Annotated in this window: 22 protein-coding genes and 1 other annotated feature; of the genes, 11 read left to right on the top strand and 11 right to left on the bottom strand. The window is 71.2% G+C overall.

The genetic code is table 11. The annotated features are described in order from the left end of the window. Window positions 1-11 precede the first annotated feature (11 nt). Entirely contained in the window at window positions 12-308 is a 297-nt protein-coding gene (locus V8J36_RS07805; RefSeq protein WP_336466720.1) for a GIY-YIG nuclease family protein, read from the top strand. Here the strand turns inward: V8J36_RS07805 and V8J36_RS07800 are convergent. The 6 genes from V8J36_RS07800 to trpS all read right to left on the bottom strand — a co-directional run bounded on the left by V8J36_RS07800 (window position 295) and on the right by trpS (window position 7671). Beyond that, window positions 295-789 carry a cell wall hydrolase gene (locus tag V8J36_RS07800; protein WP_336466719.1) on the bottom strand — a complete coding sequence of 165 codons (495 nt, stop codon included), beginning with the start codon at window positions 787-789 and terminating at the stop codon, window positions 295-297. The genes V8J36_RS07805 and V8J36_RS07800 overlap by 14 nt on opposite strands. A gap of 122 nt (window positions 790-911) precedes the next feature. Next, the gene (locus V8J36_RS07795; protein WP_336466718.1) at window positions 912-1367 is read right to left on the bottom strand and encodes a universal stress protein; all 456 of its coding nucleotides are present in this window, start codon (window positions 1365-1367) and stop codon (window positions 912-914) included. 99 nt (window positions 1368-1466) lie between these two features. Then, window positions 1467-2351, bottom strand: coding sequence for a branched-chain amino acid aminotransferase (locus tag V8J36_RS07790; protein ID WP_336466717.1), 885 nt, complete (start codon window positions 2349-2351; stop codon window positions 1467-1469). A 379-nt stretch (window positions 2352-2730) separates the two neighbouring features. Next, window positions 2731-4206 carry a SulP family inorganic anion transporter gene (locus V8J36_RS07785; RefSeq protein ID WP_336466716.1) on the bottom strand — a complete coding sequence of 492 codons (1476 nt, stop codon included), beginning with the start codon at window positions 4204-4206 and terminating at the stop codon, window positions 2731-2733. Window positions 4207-4258: 52 nt separating this feature from the next. Next, window positions 4259-4314 (bottom strand) — a sequence feature (sul1 is cis-regulatory element that is thought to sense ions involved in sulfur or methionine metabolism; They are found in Alphaproteobacteria). A gap of 70 nt (window positions 4315-4384) precedes the next feature. Then, window positions 4385-5968: a hypothetical protein gene (locus V8J36_RS07780; protein ID WP_336466715.1), complete on the bottom strand. Its 1584-nt coding sequence runs from the start codon at window positions 5966-5968 to the stop codon at window positions 4385-4387. Between the two features lie 620 nt (window positions 5969-6588). After that, window positions 6589-7671 carry a tryptophan--tRNA ligase gene (gene trpS, locus V8J36_RS07775; RefSeq protein WP_336466714.1) on the bottom strand — a complete coding sequence of 361 codons (1083 nt, stop codon included), beginning with the start codon at window positions 7669-7671 and terminating at the stop codon, window positions 6589-6591. A gap of 100 nt (window positions 7672-7771) precedes the next feature. Here trpS and V8J36_RS07770 point away from each other — a divergent pair, with 100 nt between their 5' ends. Further along, a complete protein-coding gene (locus tag V8J36_RS07770; protein ID WP_336466713.1) occupies window positions 7772-8458 on the top strand; it encodes a rhomboid family intramembrane serine protease in 687 nt (228 codons plus the stop codon). A gap of 56 nt (window positions 8459-8514) precedes the next feature. Here the strand turns inward: V8J36_RS07770 and V8J36_RS07765 are convergent, their stop codons facing one another. Then, a complete protein-coding gene (locus tag V8J36_RS07765; protein ID WP_336466712.1) occupies window positions 8515-9900 on the bottom strand; it encodes an aminotransferase family protein in 1386 nt (461 codons plus the stop codon). Between the two features lie 148 nt (window positions 9901-10048). Between V8J36_RS07765 and V8J36_RS07760 the strand changes: the two genes are divergently transcribed. Continuing rightward, entirely contained in the window at window positions 10049-10624 is a 576-nt protein-coding gene (locus V8J36_RS07760; RefSeq protein WP_336466711.1) for a cupin domain-containing protein, read from the top strand. A 17-nt stretch (window positions 10625-10641) separates the two neighbouring features. On the opposite strand, the gene V8J36_RS07755 is transcribed toward V8J36_RS07760, so the two are convergent. Beyond that, entirely contained in the window at window positions 10642-11997 is a 1356-nt protein-coding gene (locus V8J36_RS07755) for a chloride channel protein (RefSeq protein ID WP_336466710.1), read from the bottom strand. A 175-nt stretch (window positions 11998-12172) separates the two neighbouring features. Here V8J36_RS07755 and V8J36_RS07750 point away from each other — a divergent pair, with 175 nt between their 5' ends. From V8J36_RS07750 to V8J36_RS07730, 5 genes are all read left to right on the top strand, one after another. Further along, complete coding sequence (locus V8J36_RS07750) at window positions 12173-13276, top strand: Hint domain-containing protein (RefSeq protein WP_336466709.1); 1104 nt, start codon at window positions 12173-12175, stop codon at window positions 13274-13276. A gap of 189 nt (window positions 13277-13465) precedes the next feature. Continuing rightward, window positions 13466-14086 (top strand): 30S ribosomal protein S4, encoded by a 621-nt coding sequence (gene rpsD / locus V8J36_RS07745; RefSeq protein WP_336466708.1) that lies wholly within the window; start codon window positions 13466-13468, stop codon window positions 14084-14086. Between the two features lie 282 nt (window positions 14087-14368). Beyond that, window positions 14369-15502, top strand: a complete 1134-nt coding sequence (hisC, locus tag V8J36_RS07740; RefSeq protein WP_336466707.1) for a histidinol-phosphate transaminase — start codon at window positions 14369-14371, stop codon at window positions 15500-15502. Continuing rightward, entirely contained in the window at window positions 15499-16425 is a 927-nt protein-coding gene (locus V8J36_RS07735; protein ID WP_336466706.1) for a prephenate/arogenate dehydrogenase family protein, read from the top strand. Before hisC ends, V8J36_RS07735 begins: the two co-directional genes overlap by 4 nt. Continuing rightward, window positions 16422-17453 carry an extensin family protein gene (locus V8J36_RS07730; protein WP_336466705.1) on the top strand — a complete coding sequence of 344 codons (1032 nt, stop codon included), beginning with the start codon at window positions 16422-16424 and terminating at the stop codon, window positions 17451-17453. Before V8J36_RS07735 ends, V8J36_RS07730 begins: the two co-directional genes overlap by 4 nt. Before the next feature lie 7 nt (window positions 17454-17460). Here V8J36_RS07730 and V8J36_RS07725 read toward each other — a convergent pair whose 3' ends face one another. Beyond that, window positions 17461-18516, bottom strand: coding sequence for a DUF2125 domain-containing protein (locus V8J36_RS07725; protein WP_336466704.1), 1056 nt, complete (start codon window positions 18514-18516; stop codon window positions 17461-17463). A gap of 73 nt (window positions 18517-18589) precedes the next feature. Between V8J36_RS07725 and V8J36_RS07720 the strand changes: the two genes are divergently transcribed. The 3 genes from V8J36_RS07720 to V8J36_RS07710 all read left to right on the top strand — a co-directional run bounded on the left by V8J36_RS07720 (window position 18590) and on the right by V8J36_RS07710 (window position 21989). Beyond that, window positions 18590-19138, top strand: a complete 549-nt coding sequence (locus V8J36_RS07720; protein WP_336466703.1) for a gamma-glutamylcyclotransferase — start codon at window positions 18590-18592, stop codon at window positions 19136-19138. A gap of 75 nt (window positions 19139-19213) precedes the next feature. Further along, complete coding sequence (locus V8J36_RS07715) at window positions 19214-20431, top strand: biopolymer transporter ExbB (protein ID WP_336466702.1); 1218 nt, start codon at window positions 19214-19216, stop codon at window positions 20429-20431. Window position 20432: 1 nt separating this feature from the next. Then, window positions 20433-21989: a peptidoglycan -binding protein gene (locus V8J36_RS07710; RefSeq protein WP_336466701.1), complete on the top strand. Its 1557-nt coding sequence runs from the start codon at window positions 20433-20435 to the stop codon at window positions 21987-21989. A 55-nt stretch (window positions 21990-22044) separates the two neighbouring features. On the opposite strand, the gene V8J36_RS07705 is transcribed toward V8J36_RS07710, so the two are convergent. Both V8J36_RS07705 and V8J36_RS07700 read right to left on the bottom strand, forming a co-directional pair. Next, a complete protein-coding gene (locus V8J36_RS07705; protein WP_336466700.1) occupies window positions 22045-22410 on the bottom strand; it encodes a YigZ family protein in 366 nt (121 codons plus the stop codon). A 9-nt stretch (window positions 22411-22419) separates the two neighbouring features. After that, entirely contained in the window at window positions 22420-23184 is a 765-nt protein-coding gene (locus tag V8J36_RS07700) for an NYN domain-containing protein (RefSeq protein WP_336466699.1), read from the bottom strand. Window positions 23185-23314 lie beyond the last annotated feature (130 nt).

The raw sequence follows: 23314 nt of genomic DNA, 5'->3' as shown, positions 1-23314 counted from the left end.
GCGGGGACGGCGTGGACAACGAAGAGGCGGCCTTTGTCTATGTGCTGGGCACGACAGGCATGGCTGGCGCGGGACCGGTGGTCACCTATGTCGGCTGGACGCTGGATATCGAGCGGCGGCTGGCCGAGCACAACGGCCGCGGTCGCGCCGGGGCGAAATCCACCCGCGGCCGCGACTGGGGCCTGATCTATGCCGAGCGTCTGCCCTCGCGCGTCGAGGCGATGCGCCGCGAATGGCACCTGAAGCGCGACCGCGCGCTTCGGCGGCGGCTCGCGCTCTGGGCGGCGGGCGGGCTCACCAGCCGGTGATGCCCTCGAGCGCCGCGGGCGGGCGCGACTGGGTCACGTTCTCGCGCGGGCGGCGTTCGTAGAAGGCATTGCCGCCGGTGGTCAGCACGTAATGGATGTTGTCATAGCGCGGGCGGTAGGTCGCGGTGTGGAAGAACTGCGCATTGCCGACCAGCGGGTGCCGTTCGCCCTGCAGGACCGAGGCGGCGGTCGAGGGGATCAGCGGCGCGGTTTTCAGGTTCATCCGCTTGCGCATGATGCCCGGCGCGAACTGATGGCGCTGGCCGACGACGCCGCAGACGCTGCGCGGATACTGCCCCGACTGGACCCGGTTCATCACCACGCTGCCCACCGCCACCATCCCGTCGCGGCTGGAGCGGTTCGATTCGAAATACATGGCGCGCTCCATGCAATCGAGCTCGCTATGCCGCCCGCAGGCAGCGATCGAGGCGAGGGCGGCGGCGCAGAGCGCCAGCCGCAGCTTCGCTATGGAAAGGGTCATCGGGTCTGTCCTGCTGCTCGGGCCTGCTGCGTCCGGGCGGTTCCGCCCGATTTTTGCGGCAGTCTAGCAAAGCCCTTGGCCCCGCGGCAACGGGGCGCGGCAGGCGCGGATGCCGCAGCGGCTCAGGTGATGGCCTCGAGCCGCTCCTTGGACATGTCGCCCGGCACCACGGTCATCGGGCAGGGCAGGGCGCCCGAATTGCGCGACATCTGGGTGACCAGCGGCCCGGGGCCCGACTTGTCGTTGCCCGCCCCCAGCACGAGAATGCCGATCTCGGGGTCCTCGTTGATCGTGGCGAGGATCTCGGTCACCGGCTCGCCCTCGCGCACGATCAGCGCCGGGTCGACGCCCTGCCGATCGCGCATCCACTTGGCGAAGACCTCGAAATGCGCCTCGATCCGTTCGCGCGCCTCGGCACGCATGATCTCGGCCACGCCCATCCAGTGCCCGTATTCCTCGGGCGGGATCACGGCGAGGATCACCACTCCGCCCCCCGAATGGGCGGCGCGCATCGCGGCGAAGCGCATGGCGTTCAGGCATTCTCGGGTGTCGTCGAGCACGACGAGGAATTTGCGCATTCTCAGGGCTCCGCTTGCCGCGGGATATTCGCCGCCGCCGGGGCGGGTTGCAAGCGCGCCGTGGCGCGCCCACGGTATGGCCATGCAGCGGGCGCGCGGTCAGGCGGCCGCGCGGGCCTTCGCCTCGGACGAATGCGCCCAGTCCCAGTACAGCTGGCGCACGCGCCGCGTGACCGGGTTGTCGCCGTAGGAGACATCCTCGAAGGCCTTGACCGGGGTGACCTTCGAGAAGTTGCCCGACAGGAACACCTCGTCGGCGCCGCGGAAGTCCTGCAGGGTCAGGATCGCCTCGTGCACCTCGACGCCGTCGGCGCGCAGGTTGGCGATGTGGCGGGCGCGGGTGATGCCCGACAGGAAGGTGCCGTTGGCGATCGGCGTGAAGACGACGCCGTCCTTGACCATGAACACGTTGGCGGTCGCGGTCTCGGCCACGTTGCCCATCGCGTCCTGCACCAGCGCGTTGCCGAAGCCCTTGCGCTGCGCCTCGACCAGCATCCGCGCGTTGTTCGGGTAGAGGCAGCCGGCCTTGGCGTTGCAGACGTTGTCGGCCATCACCGGGCGGCGGAAGCTGGTGGTGGTCAGCGTCGTCGCGCGCTCGGCCGGCGGCATCGCGACCTCCTCGAGGCTGATCGCGAAGCCGGTCTCGCCCGGCGCCGGGGCCACGCCCAGATCCGAGCCGTGGATCGCCCAGTACATCGGGCGGATGTAGACCGGCTGGTCGGCGCCATAGGCCTTCAGCCCCTCGCGCACGATGGCGATGATCTCGTCGGTGGCGACGTTCGGCTCGATCATCAGCGCCTCGGCCGAGCGGTTCAGGCGGGCGCAGTGCAGGTCGAGATCGGGGGCGATGCCCTCGAACCAGCGCGCGCCGTCGAAGACCGAGGACCCTTGCCAGATGCCGTGGTCCGCGGCCTTCATCACCGCGATGTCGCCCTCGTGCCAGCGGCCGTCGAAATAGGTGCGGATGTTGGTGCCGAATGCCATGGCGGGGATCCTTTGCTGTCGCGCGCCGGCCGCCCCGGAGGCGGTCGCGCAGGCGGCGGGATCCTAGGGCGCGTGGGCGGCCGGGTCCACCCCTGCCGTCGGGGCCCTGCCGTCGAGGCCCTGCCGTCGCGGCGCTGCCGGGCGGGCGGTGGGGGCTTCCGGGACGGGGATGCGGCGATGCGGGGAACAGGGCGCCGGCGGGGGTATGGTCGGACCCCGGCCCGGAAGCGGGCCCGGCAGCGGTTGGGGATTCGCTGCCGGACACAACCGGAAGGCTAGGCCCGCCCCGTAACGCTTCTGCGACAGGGCGCGCCGCCGGGCAGACCAGATGGCGGCCGTTGCGCAGCCAGTGCCGGGCCAGTGCTGGCCCGGTGCCGGTTCAGTGCGCGGGCAGGCTGGCGCCCGGCTTGTCGTGCTGCCCCAGCCGCGCCACCAGCGTCTGCGAGGCGAGGTTCAGGCCGGTCAGCGTGACCTCGGCCCCGGCGCGGCGGAACTTCAGCACCGCCTGGTCCAGCGCCGCCACCGACGAGATGTCCCAGACATGCGCGCCCGAGACGTCGATCGTCACCCGTGCCACGCGCTCGCGGAAGTCGAAGGCCGCGAGGAAGGCCTCGACCGAGGCGAAGAACAGCTGCCCCTCGACCCGATAGATCCGGTGCCCGTCCTCGAGCGTCGTGGTGACCGTGAACAGCCGCGAGATCTTCCACGCGAAGAAGATCCCCGACAGCAGCACGCCCGCCATCACCCCGAAGGCCAGGTTGTGCGTCGCCACCACCACCGCCACCGTTGCCAGCATCACCACGGACGAGGGCAGCGGATGCTCGCGCAGCTGGCCGAGCGAGCGCCACGAGAAGGTCCCGATCGAGACCATGATCATGATCGCGACCAGCGCCGCCATCGGGATCTGGCCGACCCAGCGGTTGAGGAAGGTCACGAAGATCAGCAGCATGACCCCGGCGAAGAAGCACGACAGCCGCCCGCGTCCGCCCGAGGTGACGTTGATCATCGACTGCCCGATCATCGCGCAGCCGGCCATGCCGCCGATGAAGCCCGTGCAGAAGTTGGCAAGGCCCTGCCCGATGCACTCCTGGTTTCGGTTCGAGCCGGTGTCGGTCAGGTCGTCGACGATCTGCTGGGTCATCAGGCTTTCCAGCAGGCCCACCGCGGCGACGGCGACCGAATAGGGCAGGATGATCTGCAGCGTCTCGAGCGTGAAGGGCACGTTCGGGATCAGGAAGGCCGGCAGCGCATCGGGCAGGGCGCCCATGTCGCTGACGGTGCGCACGTCCCAGCCGAAGGCCATCGAGCAGGCGGTCAGCACCACGATCGCGACCAGCGGCGAGGGGACCGCGCGGGTGATCCGCGGCACCAGGTAGATGATCGCCAGCGCCGCCGCGACCAGCGGATAGGTCAGCCAGGGCACGCGGGCGGGGTCGAGTTCGGGCAATTGCGCCATGAAGATCAGGATCGCCAGCGCGTTGACGAAGCCCGTCATCACCGAGCGCGAGACGAAGCGCATGACGAAGCCCAGCTTCAGCGCCCCGGCGATCATCTGCACGACGCCGGCCAGCACCGTCGCGGCCAGCAGGTAGTCGAGCCCGTGGTTGCGCACCAGCGTGCCCATCAGCACCGCGGTGGCGGCGGTCGCGGCCGAGATCATCCCGGGCCGGCCGCCGAAGATCGCGGTGATCACCGCGATCGAGAACGAGGCATAAAGCCCGACCTTGGGATCGACGCCGGCGATGATCGAGAAGGCGATCGCCTCGGGGATCAGGGCGAGGGCGACGACAAGGCCCGAAAGCAGGTCGGCGCGAATGTTGCCCGTCCATTGGCGGGCATAGGTATCCTTGTGCATGAAAAGTCTGTCCGGTGGTCAGGCCCGGCGAAATCTGAAATGGGGCCTGGTCGGTTGTCCGGCGGATCGGCGGCCGGAAGAGCCAGCGGGGATCGCACCCGCTCCTTGCTGCTGGGGGTCTTTTAGCAAGATTGTGCCCCTGCGGCAACCGCCGCGCCGCAGCGCGGCGGGGTCGCGGTCACAGGTGCATCAAGCCGCGGCGCAGGCGGCGCGTCGCGTAGTGGCCGCAGGCCGAGGCGGCAAGCCCGCCCAGCGACAGCATCAGCGCGACAAGGCTCAGTATCACCTTCACCGCCAGTTCCGAAAGCCGCACGGTGGCGCGCAGGAACCGGCCCTTGCCCAGCACCTCGACCCGGCCCAGCGTGCGCGGCCCCAGCGCCTCGGCCGCGTTGGCGATGCGGCGGGCCTCGTCGGCGCTGTCGACCCGCGCCAGCAGCGCCAGCGCCGCGCGCGGGCCGGTCGCGGCCTCGATCCGGCCGAGCGCCGTCGCGGTCTCGCGCAGCGGTGCCAGCGCGGCCGGGCGCAGCAGGCCCGCGATCTCGTCGCGGCTGCTCAGCTGCGTCAGGCGCAGGCCGCGCAGCCGCGCCCAGTCCACGCCCTCCTCCGCCGCGCGTGCGATCATCGCGCCCAGTCGGGCCGAAACGAGCCCCATGCCGCGCGCGGTGCGCAGCGCGCCGGCGCCGACCTTCACCGTGGCGGAACTGCCGCCGGTCGCCAGGATCGCTGCCGTGGCGCCAAGGCCCACGAGACCCAGCGCCAGGTTGATCCGGTCGACCTCGGCGCCGCTGGCCCAGGACCAGGCCTCGGCGCCGACGGCGGCGATGTCGCCCGCCGGGGTCAGCACCATCGGCGCCTGGCACAAAAGCTGCGCCGACAGCTGGCAGGCGGCCGGGTTCGCCATGCAGGCAAGGCAGCCCCGGGCCGAGGCCAGCAGCCCCTCGTCCGCCGACTGCGCCGCGTCGATCCGCTGCAGAAGCTCGGCCGGCAGGAAGACGCCGCGTTCCTCGGCGACGGCCATCACCGCGTCGATCGCCACCCAGTTGCGCTCGGGCGCGGCCAGCAGCGCCTCGAGCCGGGCGGTGATGCGCGCGGGCGTCGCCTCGCGCGCCATCGCCCGGTCCATCGCCGCCAGGATGCGGTCCTGCCCGGCATCGACAAGGGGCGAGATCCCGGGTTGCGCCGCGATCGCCGAGAGCGACTGCGCCGTCGAGATCACCGAGACGACCAGCACCAGCATCAGAAGGCGCCGCAACGCCAGCCGCAGCCCGTGGCCGAGCCGCGCCAGCAGGCCCGCCGGCGGGGGCGGCGCCCGGCGCGCCGTCGCCCGCAGCGGCGCGCCGGGGGGTGTCCCGTTCGTCGCCGCGGCCGCCATCACCGCAGGTTCCGCGGCAGGCAGGGCCGGCGCGGCGGGTATGGCTGCCGTCCCTGCGGTGGCCTCGGCGGCGGCTGCGGGCTGCGGCGCGGGCGCGGCGGGCACCGGGTCCGGCTGCGTGCTGGGCAGGTGCGACAGGCGCTTTGCCAGCCGCGAGGCCAGCGCGCTGCCCGCGGTCGCCTCGCCCCCATGCGCGGCGCGGCGGACGATCTTCAGCTCGGCCGCCTCGCGCTGCGGCAGGGCCGTCCAATCGTCTTCGGTAGCGGCGCCCTCCTCGGGGCGCGCATCGCCCGCCGCCCCGCCAGCGTCCGGGGCCGCCGCCGGCGCAGGCGCTACGTCATCCGCAGCCGTGTCCGGTGCTGGGTCAGATTGCGCGGCCTCTGGCGCCACGGCCTCGTCCGTCTGGTCGGTCGGGGAGCCGGGCGGGGGCGCTGCGTTGCTGTCCGCCTCGGGCCCCGCCGCACCTTCGGGAGCCGCCGGTCGGTCCGCTGCGACCGCGTCCGTCCCAGCCACCGCGTCCCGAGCGTCCCGGGCTGTGCCCTCTGTCGCCGGGGAGACCGGTTCGGGCGCAGGCGCCGCCACCTCTGGCGGCAGGGGGGGCGCGGGGATCGGTGCGATTGCCGGAGGCAGTGCCTCCTGCGGAATCTCGGCCGACATATGGGCAGGGGCCTGCGGCGCCTCCGGTTCCGGGCGCGGCACCGTCGGCACCGGCACTGGCGCAAGCGGGCGTGGCGGCGCGGGGGCGTCGGTCAAGGGCCGCGGGGGCAGGGCCCGCAGCGGCGGCTCGCTGCGCCGCGGGGACTCGGCCCGGGGTCGGGCCACCGGCGGCGCGGCCGGCGCCCGGCCACGGGCCTGTGCCTGATGCTCGGCCCGCAGCCGCTCCATCGCGCGCATCATCCCGGCCCCGGCCAAGGGCTGGCGCGGGGGCTGAGGCTCGGCGCGCGCAGGCTCGTCCCGCCGCGGCGGCGGCGGGGCCTCGTCATCGCCGCCACCGGGGGGCGGCGGCAGGGTCACCGGCGGCGCGAGCGGATCATGCCGACGATCTCCTGCGTCTTCGCAAGGATCGGGGCGGCGATCGCGTCGGCCTTGTCGGCACCGGCGCCGAGGATGCGGTCGATCTCGGCCGGATCGGCCATCAGCCGGTTCATCTCGGTGGTGATCGGCGCGATCTGCGCCACGGCCAGCTCGGCCAGCGCCGGCTTGAAGGTGCCGAAGCCCTTGCCCGCGAACTCGCCCACCACCGCCTCGGCCGTCATCCCCGACAGCGCGGCATAGATGTTCACGAGGTTCTTCGCCTCGGGCCGGTCCTTCAGGCCTTCCAGCGTCTCGGGCAGCGGCTCGGGATCGGTCTTGGCCTTGCGGATCTTCGAGGCGATCGCATCGGCATCGTCGGTCAGGTTGATCCGGCTCGCGTCCGAGGGATCGGACTTCGACATCTTCTTGGTGCCGTCGCGCAGGGACATGACGCGGGTCGCGGCGCCTTCGATGACCGGCTCAGTCACCGGGAAGAAATCGACGCCGTAGTCATGGTTGAACTTGGCGGCGATGTCGCGGGTCAGCTCGATATGCTGCTTCTGGTCCTCGCCCACCGGAACGTGGGTCGCGTGATACAGCAGGATGTCCGCCGCCATCAGCGAGGGATAGGCGTACAGCCCGAGCGAGGCGTTTTCCGCGTTCTTGCCGGCGGTCTTGTCCTTGAACTGGGTCATCCGGTTCATCCAGCCCAGCCGCGCGACGCAGTTGAAGATCCAGGCCAGCTCGGCATGGCCCGCGACCTGGCTCTGGTTGAAGAGCACCGAGCGCGCCGGATCCACGCCCGAGGCGATGAAGGCGGCCGCGGCCTCGCGCGTCTGGTTGGCCAGCGCGACCGGGTCCTGCCAGACGGTGATCGCATGCAGGTCGACGAGGCAGTAGATCGTCTCGAACCCGCCCTCCTGCATCTCGGCGAAGCGCTTCAGCGCGCCAAGATAGTTGCCAAGCGTAAGCCCGCCCGAAGGCTGGATGCCCGAGAAGACGCGCGGCGTGAATTTCGAGGGGGCGGTCGGCGCCGCAGAGGGCGCGGAAGTCGGCGCGGTGGAAGGCGCTTCTGACATGTCGGATCTTTCCGTGAAAAGGCCCCGGAGGCTGGAGTTTCCGGTCCCCGTCGCTTATCGCTGGGCGCAATTCAGGTCAACAGAAGCGACCGTCACCGACATGAACGAAGATCACCGCGAGAGCCCGCTGAACCCGATGCCGCCGGTGGTCTGGCTGCTGTTCCTGCCGATCGCGGCGATGGAGATCGTGCTGCAGGCCGGCAGCACCGGCCTTGTCGGCGGCCCCGGCGCGGTGGGCTGGCGGCTGGAAGCGCTGGAGCGGTTCAGCTTCTCGCCGCAGCTGTTCCACTGGATGGCGGCGAACGGCCACTGGCCGCCGGAACAGGCGATGCGGCTTCTGACCTACATTTTCGTCCATGGCTCGTTCACCCACGCGGTCTTCGTCGCGGTCTTCCTTCTGGCGCTGGGCAAGATGGTGGCAGAGGTGTTCAGCGCCGGCGCGGTGCTGGCGGTGTTCGTCGTCTCGGCGCTGGCGGGCTCGCTTGCCTATGCCGCGATCCCGATGGATCTGCCGCCGCTTTTCGGGGGCTATCCGCCGGTCTACGGGCTGATCGGGGCCTTCACCTTCATCCTGTGGCAACGTCTCGGGGCGGTCCATGCGAACCGCTACCGCGCCTTTTCGCTGATCGGGTTCCTTTTGGGCATCCAGCTGGTCTTCGGGCTGATCTTCGGCGGCACCTGGCAGACGCTGTCGGAGATCGCGGGCTTCGCCGCGGGCTTCGCGACCTCGTTCCTGGTGGCGCCGGGCGGCTGGCGCGCGGTTCTGGCGCGGATCCGCGACCGCTGACACGAAGACGCCTCCCCCGGTAGACCGGGAGAGGCCTTCATCGTTCCGGGATCAGGTCAGCCGAAGACCTTGGTCAGCGCGCCGTCGATCGCCTCGGTGATCTCGTCGATGTCGTCGGGCGTGGCGATCAGCGCCGGGCTCAGGCACAGCGTGTTGTTCAGCCCGGGCAGGCTGCGGTTGGTGACGCCGATGATCACACCGCGCGCGCCGGCCTCGGCCACCACGGCCGCCGCCAGCTTCTCGTTCACCGGCTCCTTGGTGGCGCGGTCGGCGACCAACTCGGCCCCCTGGAAAAGGCCAAGGCCGCGCACGTCGCCGATCACCGCGTGCTTGTCCTTCAGCGCCTGCAGGTTGCCCATCAGCCGCTCGCCCATCTTCACGGTGTTTTCCAGAAGCTTCTCGTTCTCGATGATCCGCATGTTCTCGATCGCCGCCGCCGGGCCCGCGGCGCAGCCGCCGAAGGTCGAGATGTCGCGGAAATAGCTCATCGGGTCAGAGGGATCGTCCTTGAACATCTCGAAGACGCGCTCGGAGGTGACGCAGGCCGAGATCGCGGCATAGCCCGAGGCCAGGCCCTTGGCCATCGTCACGAAATCGGGCTTCACGCCATAGTTCTGATAGCCGAACCAGGTGCCGGTGCGGCCGAGCCCGCAGACGACCTCGTCGATGTGCAGCAGGATCTCGTACTTGGCGCAGATCTCCTGCACGCGCTCCCAATAGCCAGGGGGCGGGGTGATGACGCCGCCGCCGGCGGTGATCGGCTCGAGGCACAGCAGGCCCACCGTCTCGGGCCCTTCGCGCAGGATCACCTCTTCGATGGCGTCGGCGGCGCGGCGGCCGTAGGCCTCGCCGGTCAGGTCCCACTGCGCGCGGTATTCAAGGCAGTGCGGCACCTCGACGAAGCCGGTGGGGAAGGGCCCGTACTGCTCGGCCCGCTGCGGCTGGCCGCAGGCCGCCAGCACGCCGATGGTGGTGCCGTGATAGTCGCGCTCACGGTAGAGGATCTTCGATTTCAGGCCCTTGTGGTGGCGCGCCGAGATCTGGCGGACCATCTTGAAGACCTTCTCGTTGGCCTCGGACCCCGAGTTCGCCCAGTAGACGCGGCTCAGGCCCGGCATCTTGTCCAAGAGCATCTCGGCGAAGAGCGACCCGGGGATTGAGCCCGCGGCGGCGGCGAAGTAGTTCATCTTGACCAGCTGGTCGCGCACAGCGTCGGCGATGCTTTCGCGGCCATAGCCCACGTTCACCGTCCAGACCCCGCCCGAGACCGCGTCGAGGAACTCGCGCCCCGCGGCATCCCAGACCCGGATGCCCTTGCCCTCGACGATGATCCGCGGATCGGTCGTCTCCAGCGCCTTGTGCTGCAGCAGGTGGTGCCAGATATGGGCGCGGTCGGCCTCGATCACATGGCTGAGGTCGTTCGGGTTGTGCTGGATGGTCATGAAAGGGGTCCTCTCGGGCGCGCGGGGGATCGCGGGGGCCGGGTCGCGGAAGACCCCATGCCGCCACGCTTCGGGGCTTCGCGCAATCCCTTTTCTGGTGGCCTCGAAGGTCTTGATTTCCCTGTGCCGTTCGTCACGGTGTTCGCGAATGTTGAACAACCCGAACGGGGCGGTCATGGAAGTGGACATCGGCAACCGGCTGCGCGGCCTGCGCGAGGCGCGCAAGATCTCGCAGCGCGAGCTGGCGCGGCGGGTCGGCGTGCCGAATTCGACGATCTCGCTGATCGAGGCGAACCGCACCAACCCCTCGGTCGGCGCGCTGAAGCGGATCCTCGACGGGCTGCCGATCGGCCTGTCGGAATTCTTCGCTTGGGAGCCGGAGGCCCCGCGCAAGGCCTTCTTCGCGGCGGAAGAGCTGGTGGAAATCGGGAAAGGTCGGATTTCCTATCGCAGGGTCGGGGATGCCACCCCGTTCCGACAGTTGATGATGTTGAAAGAGTGCTATCAGCCCGGCGCCGACACAGGCCGTGTGCCCCTGGTTCACGACGGGGAAGAGGCGGGGATCGTGCTTTCGGGCCGGCTCGAGGTGACCGTCGAGGACCAGCGCCGGGTGCTCGGCCCCGGCGATGCCTATGCCTTCGACAGCAGCCGCCCGCACCGGTTCCGCGCCGTGGGGCCCGACCCCTGCGAGGTGGTCAGCTGCTGCACGCCGCCCAGTTTCTGAGGGCCGGTTTCTGATCTTCAGTCCCGCGCGTCCTCGCGCGCGGCCTGTTCCATCGCCCGGCGGGCGCGGATCGCATCGGCGATCCACAGCCGCGACAGGGCGTGATAGAGCGGCTCCGGGCAGACGATGCGCGACAGGCCGTGGCCGATCATCGCCGCGGTCATGATCGGGATGATGTCGTCATGGCTGCCGGTCATCTCCATCACGATGATGAAGGCGGTCATCGGCGCCTGCACGACGCCCGCAAAATAGCCGGCCATCCCCAGCACCGCCGCCAGCCCGAGGTCGGCCTGGAACAGCTGCCCCAGCCAGCTGCCAAGCCCCGCCCCCACCGAGAGCGAGGGCGCGAAAAGCCCGCCCGGGATGCCGGACAGGGTGGTTGCCAGCGTCGCCACGAACTTGAAGACGAAGAACAGCGGCGACAGCGCATGGCCCTCGACGGCCGCGCGCGCCTCTTCATAGCTGGTGCCGAAGGTGTCTCCGGCGGTGACCAGCCCGGCCAGCGCCACGACCAGCCCCGCGCCGGCGGCGACCGCGACCATGCGGCGCGGGGTCGACAGCCGCTTGATCCGCCGGATCCGTCGCGTGCCCCAGAGCACCGCCTTGGTGAAGACCGCGCCCAGAAGCCCGCCCGCGATGCCCGAGGCCACGACGATCGGCCAGTCGTTCAGCAGAAGCGAGACCACGTCGGTCTCGCCGAAATAGGTGTAGCTGCCGCCGATCGCATAGGTGGTGACACCGGCGATGATCACCGCCGACAGCACGACGCCGTTCGTTCGCGCGGAATAGCTGCGGCTCATTTCTTCGATGGCGAAGACGATGCCGGCGAGCGGGGTGTTGAAGGCCGCGGCGACGCCTGCGGCCGAGCCCGCGAGGATCAGCCCCTTGGCCTGCACCATGCCGCCGATCCGCGCCGACAGCAGCATGATCGCGGCGCCGATCTGCACCGTCGGCCCCTCGCGCCCCGACGAGGCGCCGCAGGCCAGCCCGATCAGCGTCAGCACCAGTTTCCCGGCGGCCAGCGGAATCGTCAGGTAGATCCCGCGGCTTTCGCGGTCGAGATGGCGGGCGGCGATCGCCTGCGGGATGCCCGAGCCCTGTGTTCCGGGGAAGAACCGCGCCGCCGCCCAGGCGCAGAAGACGAAGCCGAGCGGCGTCAGCGCGAGCGCGATCCAGGCCCGGTCGCCGCCGGCGATGAGGGCTTGGAACAGGCGCTGGCTTTCATCCGCGGCCCAGGCGAACCCGAGGCTGACAAGCCCCACGGCCACCGCCCCCGCCCAGAACACCAGTCGCGATTTCCAGAACCGCGGCGAGACGACGAGCGCGCGCGAGCGGCGCACCATCCCCTTCCTCATTCCCCTGCGCAGATCCATCGGCCTTCCTTTCCTGTCCCGCCAATGCGCCTGCAGGTCCCGGGATGCAAGCGGAACTCCGCCCGCGGCGCTCAGGCTTCCGCGAGCGCGTCCAAGCTGCTACGCTGTGGATAACCGGCCCCCGAGGCCGGAGTGACGCCGGCAACGCCCGGCAGAGGCAGAGCGACAGGCACGGATGACCGACGCGGGCGGGACCTTCGTCATTCCCTGGCAGCAGACAGAGATCGACGGCCTTCGCGCCGCCGGTCCCGAGGCGCTGGCCCTGGGCGCGGTCTGGCGCTGGGACGGCCCCGCGGTCAGGATCGAGGGCGGGCCGGGTCCGCTGCTGCTGGGCCTGCGCGACGATCAGGACCGGCTGCGCGCGGTGGCCAGCCGCAAGGCGCAGCGCCTGCTGCGGGCGACCGGGCACAGCGCGCCCGCCGCGCCGCCTGACGAGGACGGGCTGGCGATGGCCCCGGCCAACGGCTTTCTGGTCACCGACGGCCACGCGACCTGGCGCGTGCTGCTTCTGCACCCCGCCTGCGGGCGGCGCGGGGCGCCGCTGGTCTTCGACGGCCTCTGCCCGCCGCGTGTGACCGAGCTCTGGATCATCGACCTGCGCCTGCAGCGCGCGCCGCCCGAGCCGGCAGCGCCGTTGCAGGGTCTCGCGTCCGGCACAATGCTGCTGACCCCCGAGGGTCCGCGTCCGGTCGAGGCGCTGGGCCCCGGCGACCGGGTGATCACCCGCGATGCGGGCGCACAGCGGGTGCTCTGGACCGGCGCGCGGCGGCTCGGCCCCGGGCGGCTCGCGGCGCTGCCCGCAGAGGCGCCGGTGCAGCTTGCCGCCGACCTGCCTGGGATCGGCTGCCGCGCGCCGCTGCTGCTCGCGCCGGGGCAGGGGGTTGCGCTGGGCGGCCCGACGGTCGCGGCGCTGTTCGGGGCGCGGGCGGTTCTGGCACTGGCCGGCACCCTGACGGCGCAACCCGGCATTGGCCGGGTGCACCCGCGCGACGGCGTCACCTGCCACTGGCTGATGCTTCCCGACCGCCACCTGATGATGCTAGCCGCGGGGGGCGCGGTGCAGGCCTTCGACCCGCAGACCGCGGCGCCGCACCTAACGCCCGACGAGCACGAGGCCATCGCCGTCTGCCGAGCGGATGCGTTCCTGGCGGAAAGTGCCGCGGCCGCGGCGCCGGGCCTGCGCCGGCTCACGCCGGGCGAGGCCGTGCTTCTGGGCGCCCCCGCCGCCCGTGCCGCCGCCCATGCGGGGCTTTCGGCGCCGGCGGCCCGGCGCGCTTGACAGGCCGGGAATCCCCTGTATAAGCCCGCCGTTCCCGACCGGCCCGATGCCGGCGCGGGGCATCATTGGTGTTGGTGGACCCCGCAAGGGGAAGCCTGTCGGCCAAGGCGCCCGAAACGGTGCCGCGGCAAAGGACAACGCCCTTCGCAAACCAGAGGCGCGCAAGCGCCCGCCAGAAGGAGATCAGAGATGACCAAACGCACCTCTGCCAAGTACAAACTCGACCGCCGCATGGGCGAGAACATCTGGGGCCGCGCCAAGTCGCCGGTCAACAAGCGTGAATACGGCCCCGGCCAGCACGGCCAGCGCCGCAAGAACAAGCTGTCGGACTTCGGCACCCAGCTGCGCGCCAAGCAGAAGCTGAAAGGCTACTACGGCGACCTGACCGAGAAGCAGTTCCGCAAGATCTTCGCCGAGGCCGAGCGCGTCAAGGGCGAGACCACCGAGAACCTGATCGGCCTGCTCGAGCGCCGCCTGGACGCGATCGTCTACCGCGCCAAGTTCGTCCCGACCGTCTTCGCCGCCCGCCAGTTCGTGAACCACGGCCACGTGACCGTGAACGGCAAGCGCGTGAACATCGCCTCGTACCGCGTCAAGGAAGGCGATGTCGTCGCCGTCCGTGACCGCTCGCGCCAGCTCGCCATCGTCCTCGAAGCCGCCCAGTCGGCCGAGCGCGACGTTCCGGACTACCTGGAAGTCGACCACTCGAAGATGACCGCGACCTTCGTGCGCACCCCGGGCCTGTCGGACGTGCCGTATCCGGTCGTCATGGAACCGAACCTGGTCGTCGAATTCTACGCCCAGAACTGATCCCCGGATCGGTGAGATTTCCGGAAGGGCCGCGCCGCAGGGTGCGGCCCTTTCGCTTTGGCCCGGTCGGGCAGGGGTCTCTGCCCCCGCGGCTGGCGCCGCTCCCCCGGGATATTGCTGCCGGTAAGAAAGCTGCTTTCTCATTGGTCCAAATATCCCCGCCGGAGGCTCGGCCGCAGGCCGATCTGCAACGGTGGCATCCGGGACACAGTCCGGGGCAGATGCGGCTGGATTCGCTTCGACCGCATCGTTAGAAGGGCGAGGCAATCCGGAGTCGCCCCCATGTCTGACCGCATCCAGCCGCAGCCCGGCATCATGGACATCGCCCTGTACCAGGGGGGCGCCGCCCATGTCGCCGGCGTCTCGGACGCGATCAAGCTGTCGTCGAACGAGAATCCCTTCGGTGCCTCGGAGAAGGCCAAGGAGGCCTTCCTGCGCGCCGTGCACCGGATCCACCGCTATCCGAACACCGATCACCGCGCCCTGCGCCAGGCGATCGGCGAGGCGCATGGCCTCGATGCCGATCGGATCATCTGCGGCGTCGGTTCGGACGAGATCATCCACTTCCTCTGCCAGGCCTATGCCGGGCCGGGCAACGAGGTCGTGTTCACCGAGCACGGCTTCCTGATGTACAAGATCTCGACCATGGCCGCCGGCGCGACCCCGGTCGAGGTGAAGGAGCGCGAGCGGGTCACCGATGTCGACGCGATCCTTGCCGCCTGCAACGAGCGCACGCGGCTGGTGTTCATCGCGAACCCGAACAACCCGACCGGCACGATGATCGGCCTGGCCGAGATCGAGCGGCTGGCGAACGGCCTGCCGCCGCAGGCGATCCTCGTTCTCGACGGGGCCTATGCCGAATATGTTCCGGGCTATGACGGCGGCGCCTGGATGGCGACGACGCGGCCGAACGTGGTGATGACGCGCACCTTCTCGAAGATCTACGGCCTTGGCGGGCTGCGGATCGGCTGGGGATACGGCCCGCGCGAGATCATCGACGTGCTGAACCGGATCCGCGGTCCCTTCAACCTGTCGACCGTGCAGCTTGAAGTGGCCGAAGCCGCGGTCCGCGACCAGGATCACGTCGATCGCTGCCGGGCCGAGAACGCGCGGATGCGCACCTGGCTGGCAGAGGCGCTGGCGGAAAAGGGCGTGCCTTCCGACACTTCGACGGCGAACTTCATCCTTGCGCGCTTCGCCGACGAGGCCGAGGCCGTGGCCTGCGATGCCTGGCTGCAGTCGCAGGGTCTGATCGTGCGCCGCGTCGCCGGCTACAACCTGCCGAACTGCCTGCGCATCACCGTCGGCGACGAGGCCTCGTGCCGCCGCGTCGCCCATGCGATCGGCCTGTTCAAGGCGCGGGCGACCGCGACCGAGGGGCAGGGCGACGGTTTCGTGGCAGGCGCGGGCGCATGACCCAGGTCTACCGCCGCGTGGCGCTGATCGGCCTCGGGCTGATCGCGTCCTCGATGGGCCATGCGATGAAGGCCGCCGGACTGGCGGGCGAGATCGTGGGCTTCGCGAAAAGCGCCGAGACCCGCGCCACCGCGCTCGAGATCGGCTTCGTCGACCGGGTGGCCGAAAGTGCCGCCGCGGCGGTCGAAGGCGCGGATCTGGTTGTGCTCTGCGTGCCGGTCGGTGCGATGGGCGCAGTCGCGGCCGAGATCGGGCCGCATCTGGCGCCCGGGGCCACCGTCACCGACGTGGGCTCGGTCAAGCGCGCGGTGATCGACGCCGTGGGGCCGCATCTGCCCGCGCATGTCGCGTTCATCCCCGGCCACCCGCTGGCGGGGACCGAGCATTCCGGCCCGCGCTCTGGCTTCGCGACGCTGTTCCAGAACCGCTGGTGGCTGCTGACCCCGGTCGAGGGCACGGCCGAGGCCGATGTCGCGCGCCTGCGCGCCCTGCTCGAGGGCATCGGCGCCAAGGTCGACACGATGGAGGCCGATCACCACGATCTCGTGCTTGCCGTCGTTTCGCACACGCCGCACCTGATCGCCTACACCATGGTCGGCGTCGCCGATCACCTTGAACGCGTGTCGAATTCCGAGGTGATCCAGTATTCCGCCTCGGGCTTCCGCGACTTCACCCGGATCGCGGCCTCTGACCCGACGATGTGGCGCGACGTGTTCCTGACCAACAAGGACGCGACGCTCGAGATCCTCGGGCGGTTCACCGAAGAGCTCTTCGCCCTGCAGCGGGCGATCCGCATGGGCGACGGCGAGCAGCTGTTCGACTATTTCACCCGCACCCGGGCGATCCGCCGCGGCATCATCGAGGCCGGGCAGGATACCGCGGCGCCCGACTTCGGGCGTGGCGCGGCCAAGGTCGGCGCATGAGCGCGCGCCGCCGGCTCGCGCTGGCGGTGCTGATCGCAGCCTGGCCGGGGCTTGCCGTGGCATCCGCCCCCGACCAGTCGCCGCGTCCGCCGGCCGCGCCGGGCCGGTCCCAGCCCGAGCTGCTGGTCCCGGCCTCGGCCGTCCTGCCGGGGCCATCGGCGCCGCTGGGCTTCGCCGGCAAGCGGCCCCGTCCACGCCCCGACAGCGCGATCCCCGCCGCCGTCGCGCCCTCTGCCGCGCTGGCCTTCGACGGCCCGCGCCCGCGCGCCCGGCCTGAAGAGTTGGTGCCGCAGCCCGCGGAACGGGCCAGCGTCGCCGCCGGGATCCGCGCCGCCGGCGCCGGGATGGCCGCCTTCCCGACCGCTCAGGACCCGGCATCCCGGCCTTCTGCCGCCGCGACCATCGCCTTCGCCGCAAGCCCGCGCCCCGCGGGCCGTCCCGCGACCACCGAAAGCGCCACCCCGGCCTCGTTCCCGCCGCTGCGGTCTGTCCAGCGCGGCCCGGGCGGCTTCGTCTGCGGGGTCCCGACGCTGAAGGGCGAGCCGATCCCCGACATCACCGAGCGCGTGAAGGGCTGCGGGCTGGAAGACGGCGTGCGCGTCACCTCGGTCGCGGGGATCGGTCTGTCGATGCCGATCGAGACCGACTGCGCCACCGCCCGCACGCTGGACGGCTGGGTCGAACGCGCGGTGAAGCCCGCGGTCGGGCGCACCGGCGGTGGGCTGGCGCGGGTCGAGATCGCCGGGTCCTACACCTGCCGGCCGCGCAACAACCAGAAGGGCGCGCAGGTGTCCGAACACGGGCGCGGCAAGGCGGTCGACGTGTCGGGCCTGCGGCTGCAGAACGGCTCGGTCATCACCGTGGCCGAGGGCTGGAAGAACCGCGAGCAGGGAAGGATCCTGCGCCAGATCCACGATGCGGCCTGCGGGCCCTTCGGCACGGTTCTGGGGCCGGGATCGGACGGGTTCCACGAGGACCATATCCACGTCGACACCGCCGAGCGCCGGTCGAGCGCCTATTGCCGCTAGCCGGGCCTCAGAAGGCCGAGGCGGGCGGCAGCACCGGCGCATAGCCCAGCGGCAGCGGTCCCAGCGACATAAACCCCTGCCGGATCGTCAGCGGCACCTTCAGCGCGCCGTCCTGCGTCCCGGTCAGATCGGCCAGCGCGTCCAGCGCCCGCCGATAGGTCTTGGCGATGTCGCGGTCGAGCAGCCGCGAGGCGACGGCAAGGTCGAGGATGTCGTCCCATTTCGTGGCGCTCATGTTCAGTTCGCCGTCCAGCAGCCCCTCGGGCGACACCGTCAGGCTGCCCGACGCCGCCACCGTCGCCGGGCCCCAGCCCAGCGACAGGTCGGTGATCTGCACCGCCTCGGGCCGCGGCAGCGCGACCAGGGCCTGCCGGTCCAGCGGCCGGTCGAGCGTGAAGGTCACGTCGGCATGCAGCCGGTCGAGGCGCTTGGGCAGGTCGCCCAGCCGCTTCACCGCCGCCGGCGGCAGGTCGAGGCCCTTCAGTTCCAGCCCCAGTTCCTGCCGCAACCCCCCGGCGTCCAGCGCGCGGATCGCGGCCCGCGCCTCGTCGAAGCCGGTGATCGGCTCGCCCGGGGCGGCGCCGGTCAGCGTCTCGGGCAGGTTCTCTGCCCGGATCTGGCCGGCTTTGGCCACGAAGATCGCCTGTTCCAGCGGCAGGTCGCGCGACAGGCCGAGGTTGACCGAAGCGCGGGCCTCGGCCATGCGCAGGTCGGTCCAGAGTTGGCCGAGGCGCAGCCGCTGCTCGGACGGCAGCACCGCGATCAGGTGGGTGGGGCGGTAGCTCAGCGCGAAGACATCCGCCCGCGGCGCCTGCCATTCCAGCCAGCCAGAGGTCGAGCTGACCGCGACCGGCTGTGCCGTCACGTCGAAGCGGCTGGGAAAGCCCTGCAGCGAGATCTGGGACGGCTGGGCCCGGCCCTCGGCCACCAGCTGCGCGAGCCCCGTCCGCGCCCCCCACAGCACCACCCGCGACCCCGCGAACCAATAGGCGGAATAGACGATCGCCAGCACGGCGATCAGCCAGATCATCGCCTTCAGCGACCGGGGGAAGGGCGTGGCCATGCGGGGGTTTCCTCTCGCTCTTGGCTGATGTCTACAGGGGCGGCAGGCGATGGAACAGGGCGCGGGGGCTGACATGTGGGTGTTCGGATACGGATCGCTGATCTGGCAGCCCGATTTCCCGGTGGCCGAGGCGGTTCCGGCGCGGCTTGCCGATTGGCACCGCAGTTTCTGCATGTGGTCGATCCACCATCGCGGCACGGAAGAGACCCCCGGGCTGGTGCTGGCGCTGGACGCGGCGCCGGGGCGGGCCTGCCTTGGCGTGGGGCTGCGCGTCGCCGAGGGCGCAGAGGCCGAGACGCTGGCCGCCTTGCGCGAGCGCGAGCTGGTGTCCTCGGCCTATCTCGAGCGCGAGGTCGAGCTGTCGCTGACCGACGGGCGGGTGGTGACGGCGCTGGCCTATGTCGTCGATCCCACCCATCGGCAGTATTGCGGGGGCATGGCGCTGGAGGATCAGGCGCGGGTGATCCTTGGCGCGACCGGCGGGCGCGGGCCGAACCGCGACTACCTGTGGAACACCCAGAGCCATCTCGACGGGCTGGGGCTGGGCGATCCCGATCTGGACTGGCTGGCCGAGCGGGTGCGCCATCTTGCGGCGCAGGCGCCGCAGGGGGATGCGACTTAAGGCCCGGCAGTTGATTAGAATTGGCAGTTGCGGCGGGGCTTGGCTATGGTCGCGCAAACCCCGGGAAGGCGAGACATGCAGACCCCAGTCACCGATCCCGGCCGCGGCCTGAAGGACCGGATCCTCACCCAGCCGCAGCCGTTCTTCAGTCAGCCCGTCCGGCAGGTAGTGCTGATGCTGGTCGTCTGCGCGCTGGTCGCGGCGGGGGCCTGGCTGATCCTGGCCCAGATCCGCTCGATCTTCGCCTCGAACCCCTGGCTGAACGGCACCATCGTTCTGGTCTTCCTGCTGGGCGTGCTGACCTGCTTCTGGCAGGTGGTGCAGCTTGCCAAGTCGGTCAGCTGGATCGAGCGCTTCGTCGCCGGCCGCACGACCGAGACCGCGCAGGCCCCGATCCTGCTGGCGCCGCTGGCGGCCCTTCTGCGTGGCCGCGTCCAGTCCAGCCGCATCGCGACCTCTTCCGCGCGCACCATTCTCGAGTCGGTCGAGGACCGGATCGAAGAGGGGCGGGACATTACACGATACCTCGCGAACCTTCTGATCTTCCTTGGACTTCTTGGCACGTTCTACGGCCTTGCCACCACGGTTCCCGCCGTGGTGCAGACGATCCGCGCGCTGGCGCCGCAGCCGGGCGAAAGCTCGATGGCCGTCTTCGACCGGCTGATGCACGGGCTGGAAAGCCAGCTGGGCGGCATGGGGACGGCGTTCTCGTCCTCGCTGCTCGGTCTAGCCGGTTCGCTGGTCGTGGGGCTGCTGGAGCTGTTCGCCAGCCACGGCCAGAACCGCTTCTACCGCGAGCTCGAGGAATGGCTTTCGTCGATAAGCCGGATCTCGCTGGCCGGCGAAGGCTCTGAGGGCGGCGAGGGCGGCAACGCGCAGGTCATCGACTACATGGTCGAGCAGATGGGCGCGCTTCAGGATCTTGTCGCGCGCACGAACGAGAAGGGGCAGGCGGTCGACCACCGGCTGGCGCAGCTGGCGGGCAGCGTCGAGCGGCTGGCGCAGACGCTCGAGGCCGGCACGGCCTCAGAGGCGCATCTGGTGCGCATCGCCGAGGGGCAGGAGCGGATCGCGGCGCTGCTCGAACGCGGCGCGACCGACGAGGGCCCCTATGGCGAGGCCGAGACCCGGATGCGCCTGCGCTCGATCGACGTGCAGCTGCTGCGCCTTCTGGAAGAGGTCGCGGCCGGCCGGCAGGAGGCCGTGGGCGAGCTGCGCGGCGACCTTGCGGCACTGACCCGCGCGGTGCGCGCGCTCGGCGCGCCCGAGACGGTGACCGGGCGGAGGGGCTGAGATGGCGCTGTCGTCACGGCGCCGCCGGGGCGGGGCGGGCCATAGCAACATCTGGCCGGGCTTCGTCGACGCGGTGACGACGCTGCTGATGGTGCTGATGTTCATCGTCACCATCTTCACCGTGGTGCAGTCGGTGCTGCGCGACCGGATCTCGAGCCAGGACAACGAGTTGTCGAGCCTTGGCGATCAGGTCGCCTCGCTGGCCGACGCGCTGGGGCTGGAACGGGCGCGGGTGAGCGAGCTGCAGGGCGGGCTCGATGCCGCCGCGGCCGAGGCCGATCGCCAGACCCGGCTGATCGCCACGCTGAACGCGCAGATCGCCACCCAGGCCGACCAGCTGCAGACCGCCCAGGGTAAGATCACCGATTTCGAGGCGCAGGTCGCCGCCCTGATCGCCGAGCGCGACCGGGTGACGGGCGAGCGTGACGGGCTGACCACGGCGCTGGCCTCGGCCCGCAGCGAGATCGACGCGCAGGCCGAGGCCGCGCGCCTGGCCGCGGCGCGGCGCGAGGCGCTGGACGCGCTGATCGCCGACCTGCGCCGGCGCGGGGCCGAAAGCGAGGCCGCGCTGAGCGAGGCGCGCCAGCAGATCTCGGACCGGGAGGCCGCGCGGCTGGCCGATGCCGCCGCTGCCGAGGCGCTGCGCGAGCGGCTGAAGAATTCGACCGACGAGCTGACGGCGATGACGCTGGCGTTGGAGGAAAGCCGCAAGCGGGCCGAAGAGACGCTGACGCTGCTGGCCGCGGCCGAGGCGGCGAAGAAGCAGCTCGAGGGCGTGCAGGGCAGCGAGGCCGAGCGCCAGGCGGCGCTGCTGGCCGAGGCCCGGGCAAGGCTCGCGCAGGAGAAGGACGTCAGCGCCGAGGGGGCGCGCAAGCTCGCGCTGCTGAACGAGCAGGTCTCGGCCCTGCGCGGGCAGTTGCAGGGGCTGCAGCTGCTGCTCGACCAGTCCTCGGACCGCGACGCTGAGGCGAAGGTGCAGATCGAGAGCCTCGGCGCGCAGCTGAACTCGGCGCTGGCGCAGGTCGCGGCCGAGCAGCGCCGCCGCGCCGCGCTGGAAGAGGCCGAGCGGCAGCGGCTGGAGGAAGAGGCCAAGGACCTGCGCCGCTACCGGTCGGAATTCTTCGCCAGGCTCTCGCAGCTGCTCGACGGGCGCGAGGGGGTGAGGGTCGTCGGCGACCGCTTCGTCTTCTCGTCCGAGGTGCTGTTCGAGCCGGGCTCGGCCGATCTTTCGGCCGAGGGCCGGTCGCAGATCGCCGGGGTCGCCTCGATCCTGAACGAGATCGCGAGCGAGATCCCGCCCGAGATCGACTGGATCATCCGCGTCGACGGGCACACCGACACCACGCCGCTGTCCGGCGCCGGGCGCTACCGCGACAATTGGGAGCTGAGCCAAGGCCGGGCGCTGTCGGTGGTGCGCTACATGATCGACGGGCTGGGCTTCGCGCCGGACCGGCTGGCCGCGACCGGCTTCGGGCAGTACCGGCCGGTGGCCGAGGGCAACAGCCCCGAGGCGCGCGCCGCGAACCGGCGGATCGAGCTGAAGCTGACCGAGCGGTGACAGGCAAGGGCGGGGGGAGGCGCGGCCTCCCCCCGCGCCCCCCTGCGCCATGGGCCTATGCCGAAGGGCGCGCGGGGTGGTCGAGGTAGAGACGCACCGCGTCCTGGACGTGGCGGAACCGGTCGCCGCCCAGGTGCTTGCCGCCATACCAGCGGGTGACGATCACCACGTGATCCCTGAGGGCGGCGCGTTCGAGCATGCGCAGGATTACCTGGCCCGCGCCGGCCTCGCCGTCATCGACCTTCAGCGGGCCCTCGGCCGAAGACAGCAGCGCCCAGCTGTGGTGCGTGGCCGTGGCGAAGCGCTTGGCGCTGCAGAGGCCGGCGATCAGGGCCCTTGCCTCTGCCTCGGTCGTGCAGGGCGCGCCGGAGACGGCGTATTTCGAGCCGCGGTCCGAGATGATCTTGTCGAGCGTGAGCATGCCTTGGGCTTAGCCCTGCGGGGCGATCACCGGCAAGGGGTCTTTCGCGGTGCCGGGCCGGCGCAGGGGCGGGGCGCCGGTGAGGCGGATCCGGGTCGCGGTCGCGTCGCCGTCAAGGGCGAAGCGGTCGGGATGGCGCGTGAAGAACGCCCGCCAGCCCCCGGGCGGTTTGCTGGGCATTGCGTCTGCCTTGGCCGCGGCGCCGATCCGGCTGCCAAGCGTGGCGAGCGGGAGCGGTCCCTGGCCGCGCAACAGGGTTTCGGCCAGGTAGAGGTGATGCCTGTCTGTCGCCGCTTGCGCTGCGGGGGGCGCAGGAGGCGGCGCGACCGGCGTCGGTGCCTCGGCGCCGGGCTTCAGCGGGGTCACGTTTGCGGGGGCGCCGGGCGGGGCGATGACCCTGAAGCCGGTGCAGGCCGCGCGAAACCCGGCGGGGGCCTTCGCCTCGCCGACGCCGAGGATGCCGTGCCCCAATTCGCGCAGGCGCAGCGCGAGGTGGCGGAAATCCCCGTCCGAGCTGGCGATGATCAGCAGCCCGATCCGCTCGCGCAGGGCGAGTTCGACCGCGTCGACGGCGAGCGCGATGTCGGTCGCGTTCTTTCCGGTGCCGGTGTGGACGATGCGGAAGCTTGGCCGGCGGCTCCAGCCCGTACCGCGTTCGGCATTGGTGTAGACCCGCAGGATGTCCGGCGTGCCCTCGGCCCGCGCCAGTTTCAGGATCGCCTCCGCGGCCCAGTCCCCCAGATTGTCGCCATCGACCAGAACCGCGACCCGCATGACACCTCTCCCACCGTGCAACAGTCTGGATAATCGCGCCGTTTGCGGCGGCAGTGAGGCGGACGGGGGGATGAAACGAAACCACCCGCGGCGTCGCCGCCGCGGGTGGTCGTAGGTCAGGCCTTGCCGA

This window comes from Frigidibacter sp. MR17.14, assembly GCF_037095735.1.
Classification (GTDB): Bacteria; Pseudomonadota; Alphaproteobacteria; order Rhodobacterales; family Rhodobacteraceae; genus Frigidibacter.
Note: the sequence above shows the minus strand (reverse complement) of the source record. Positions and strands in the feature narration are given on the sequence as shown.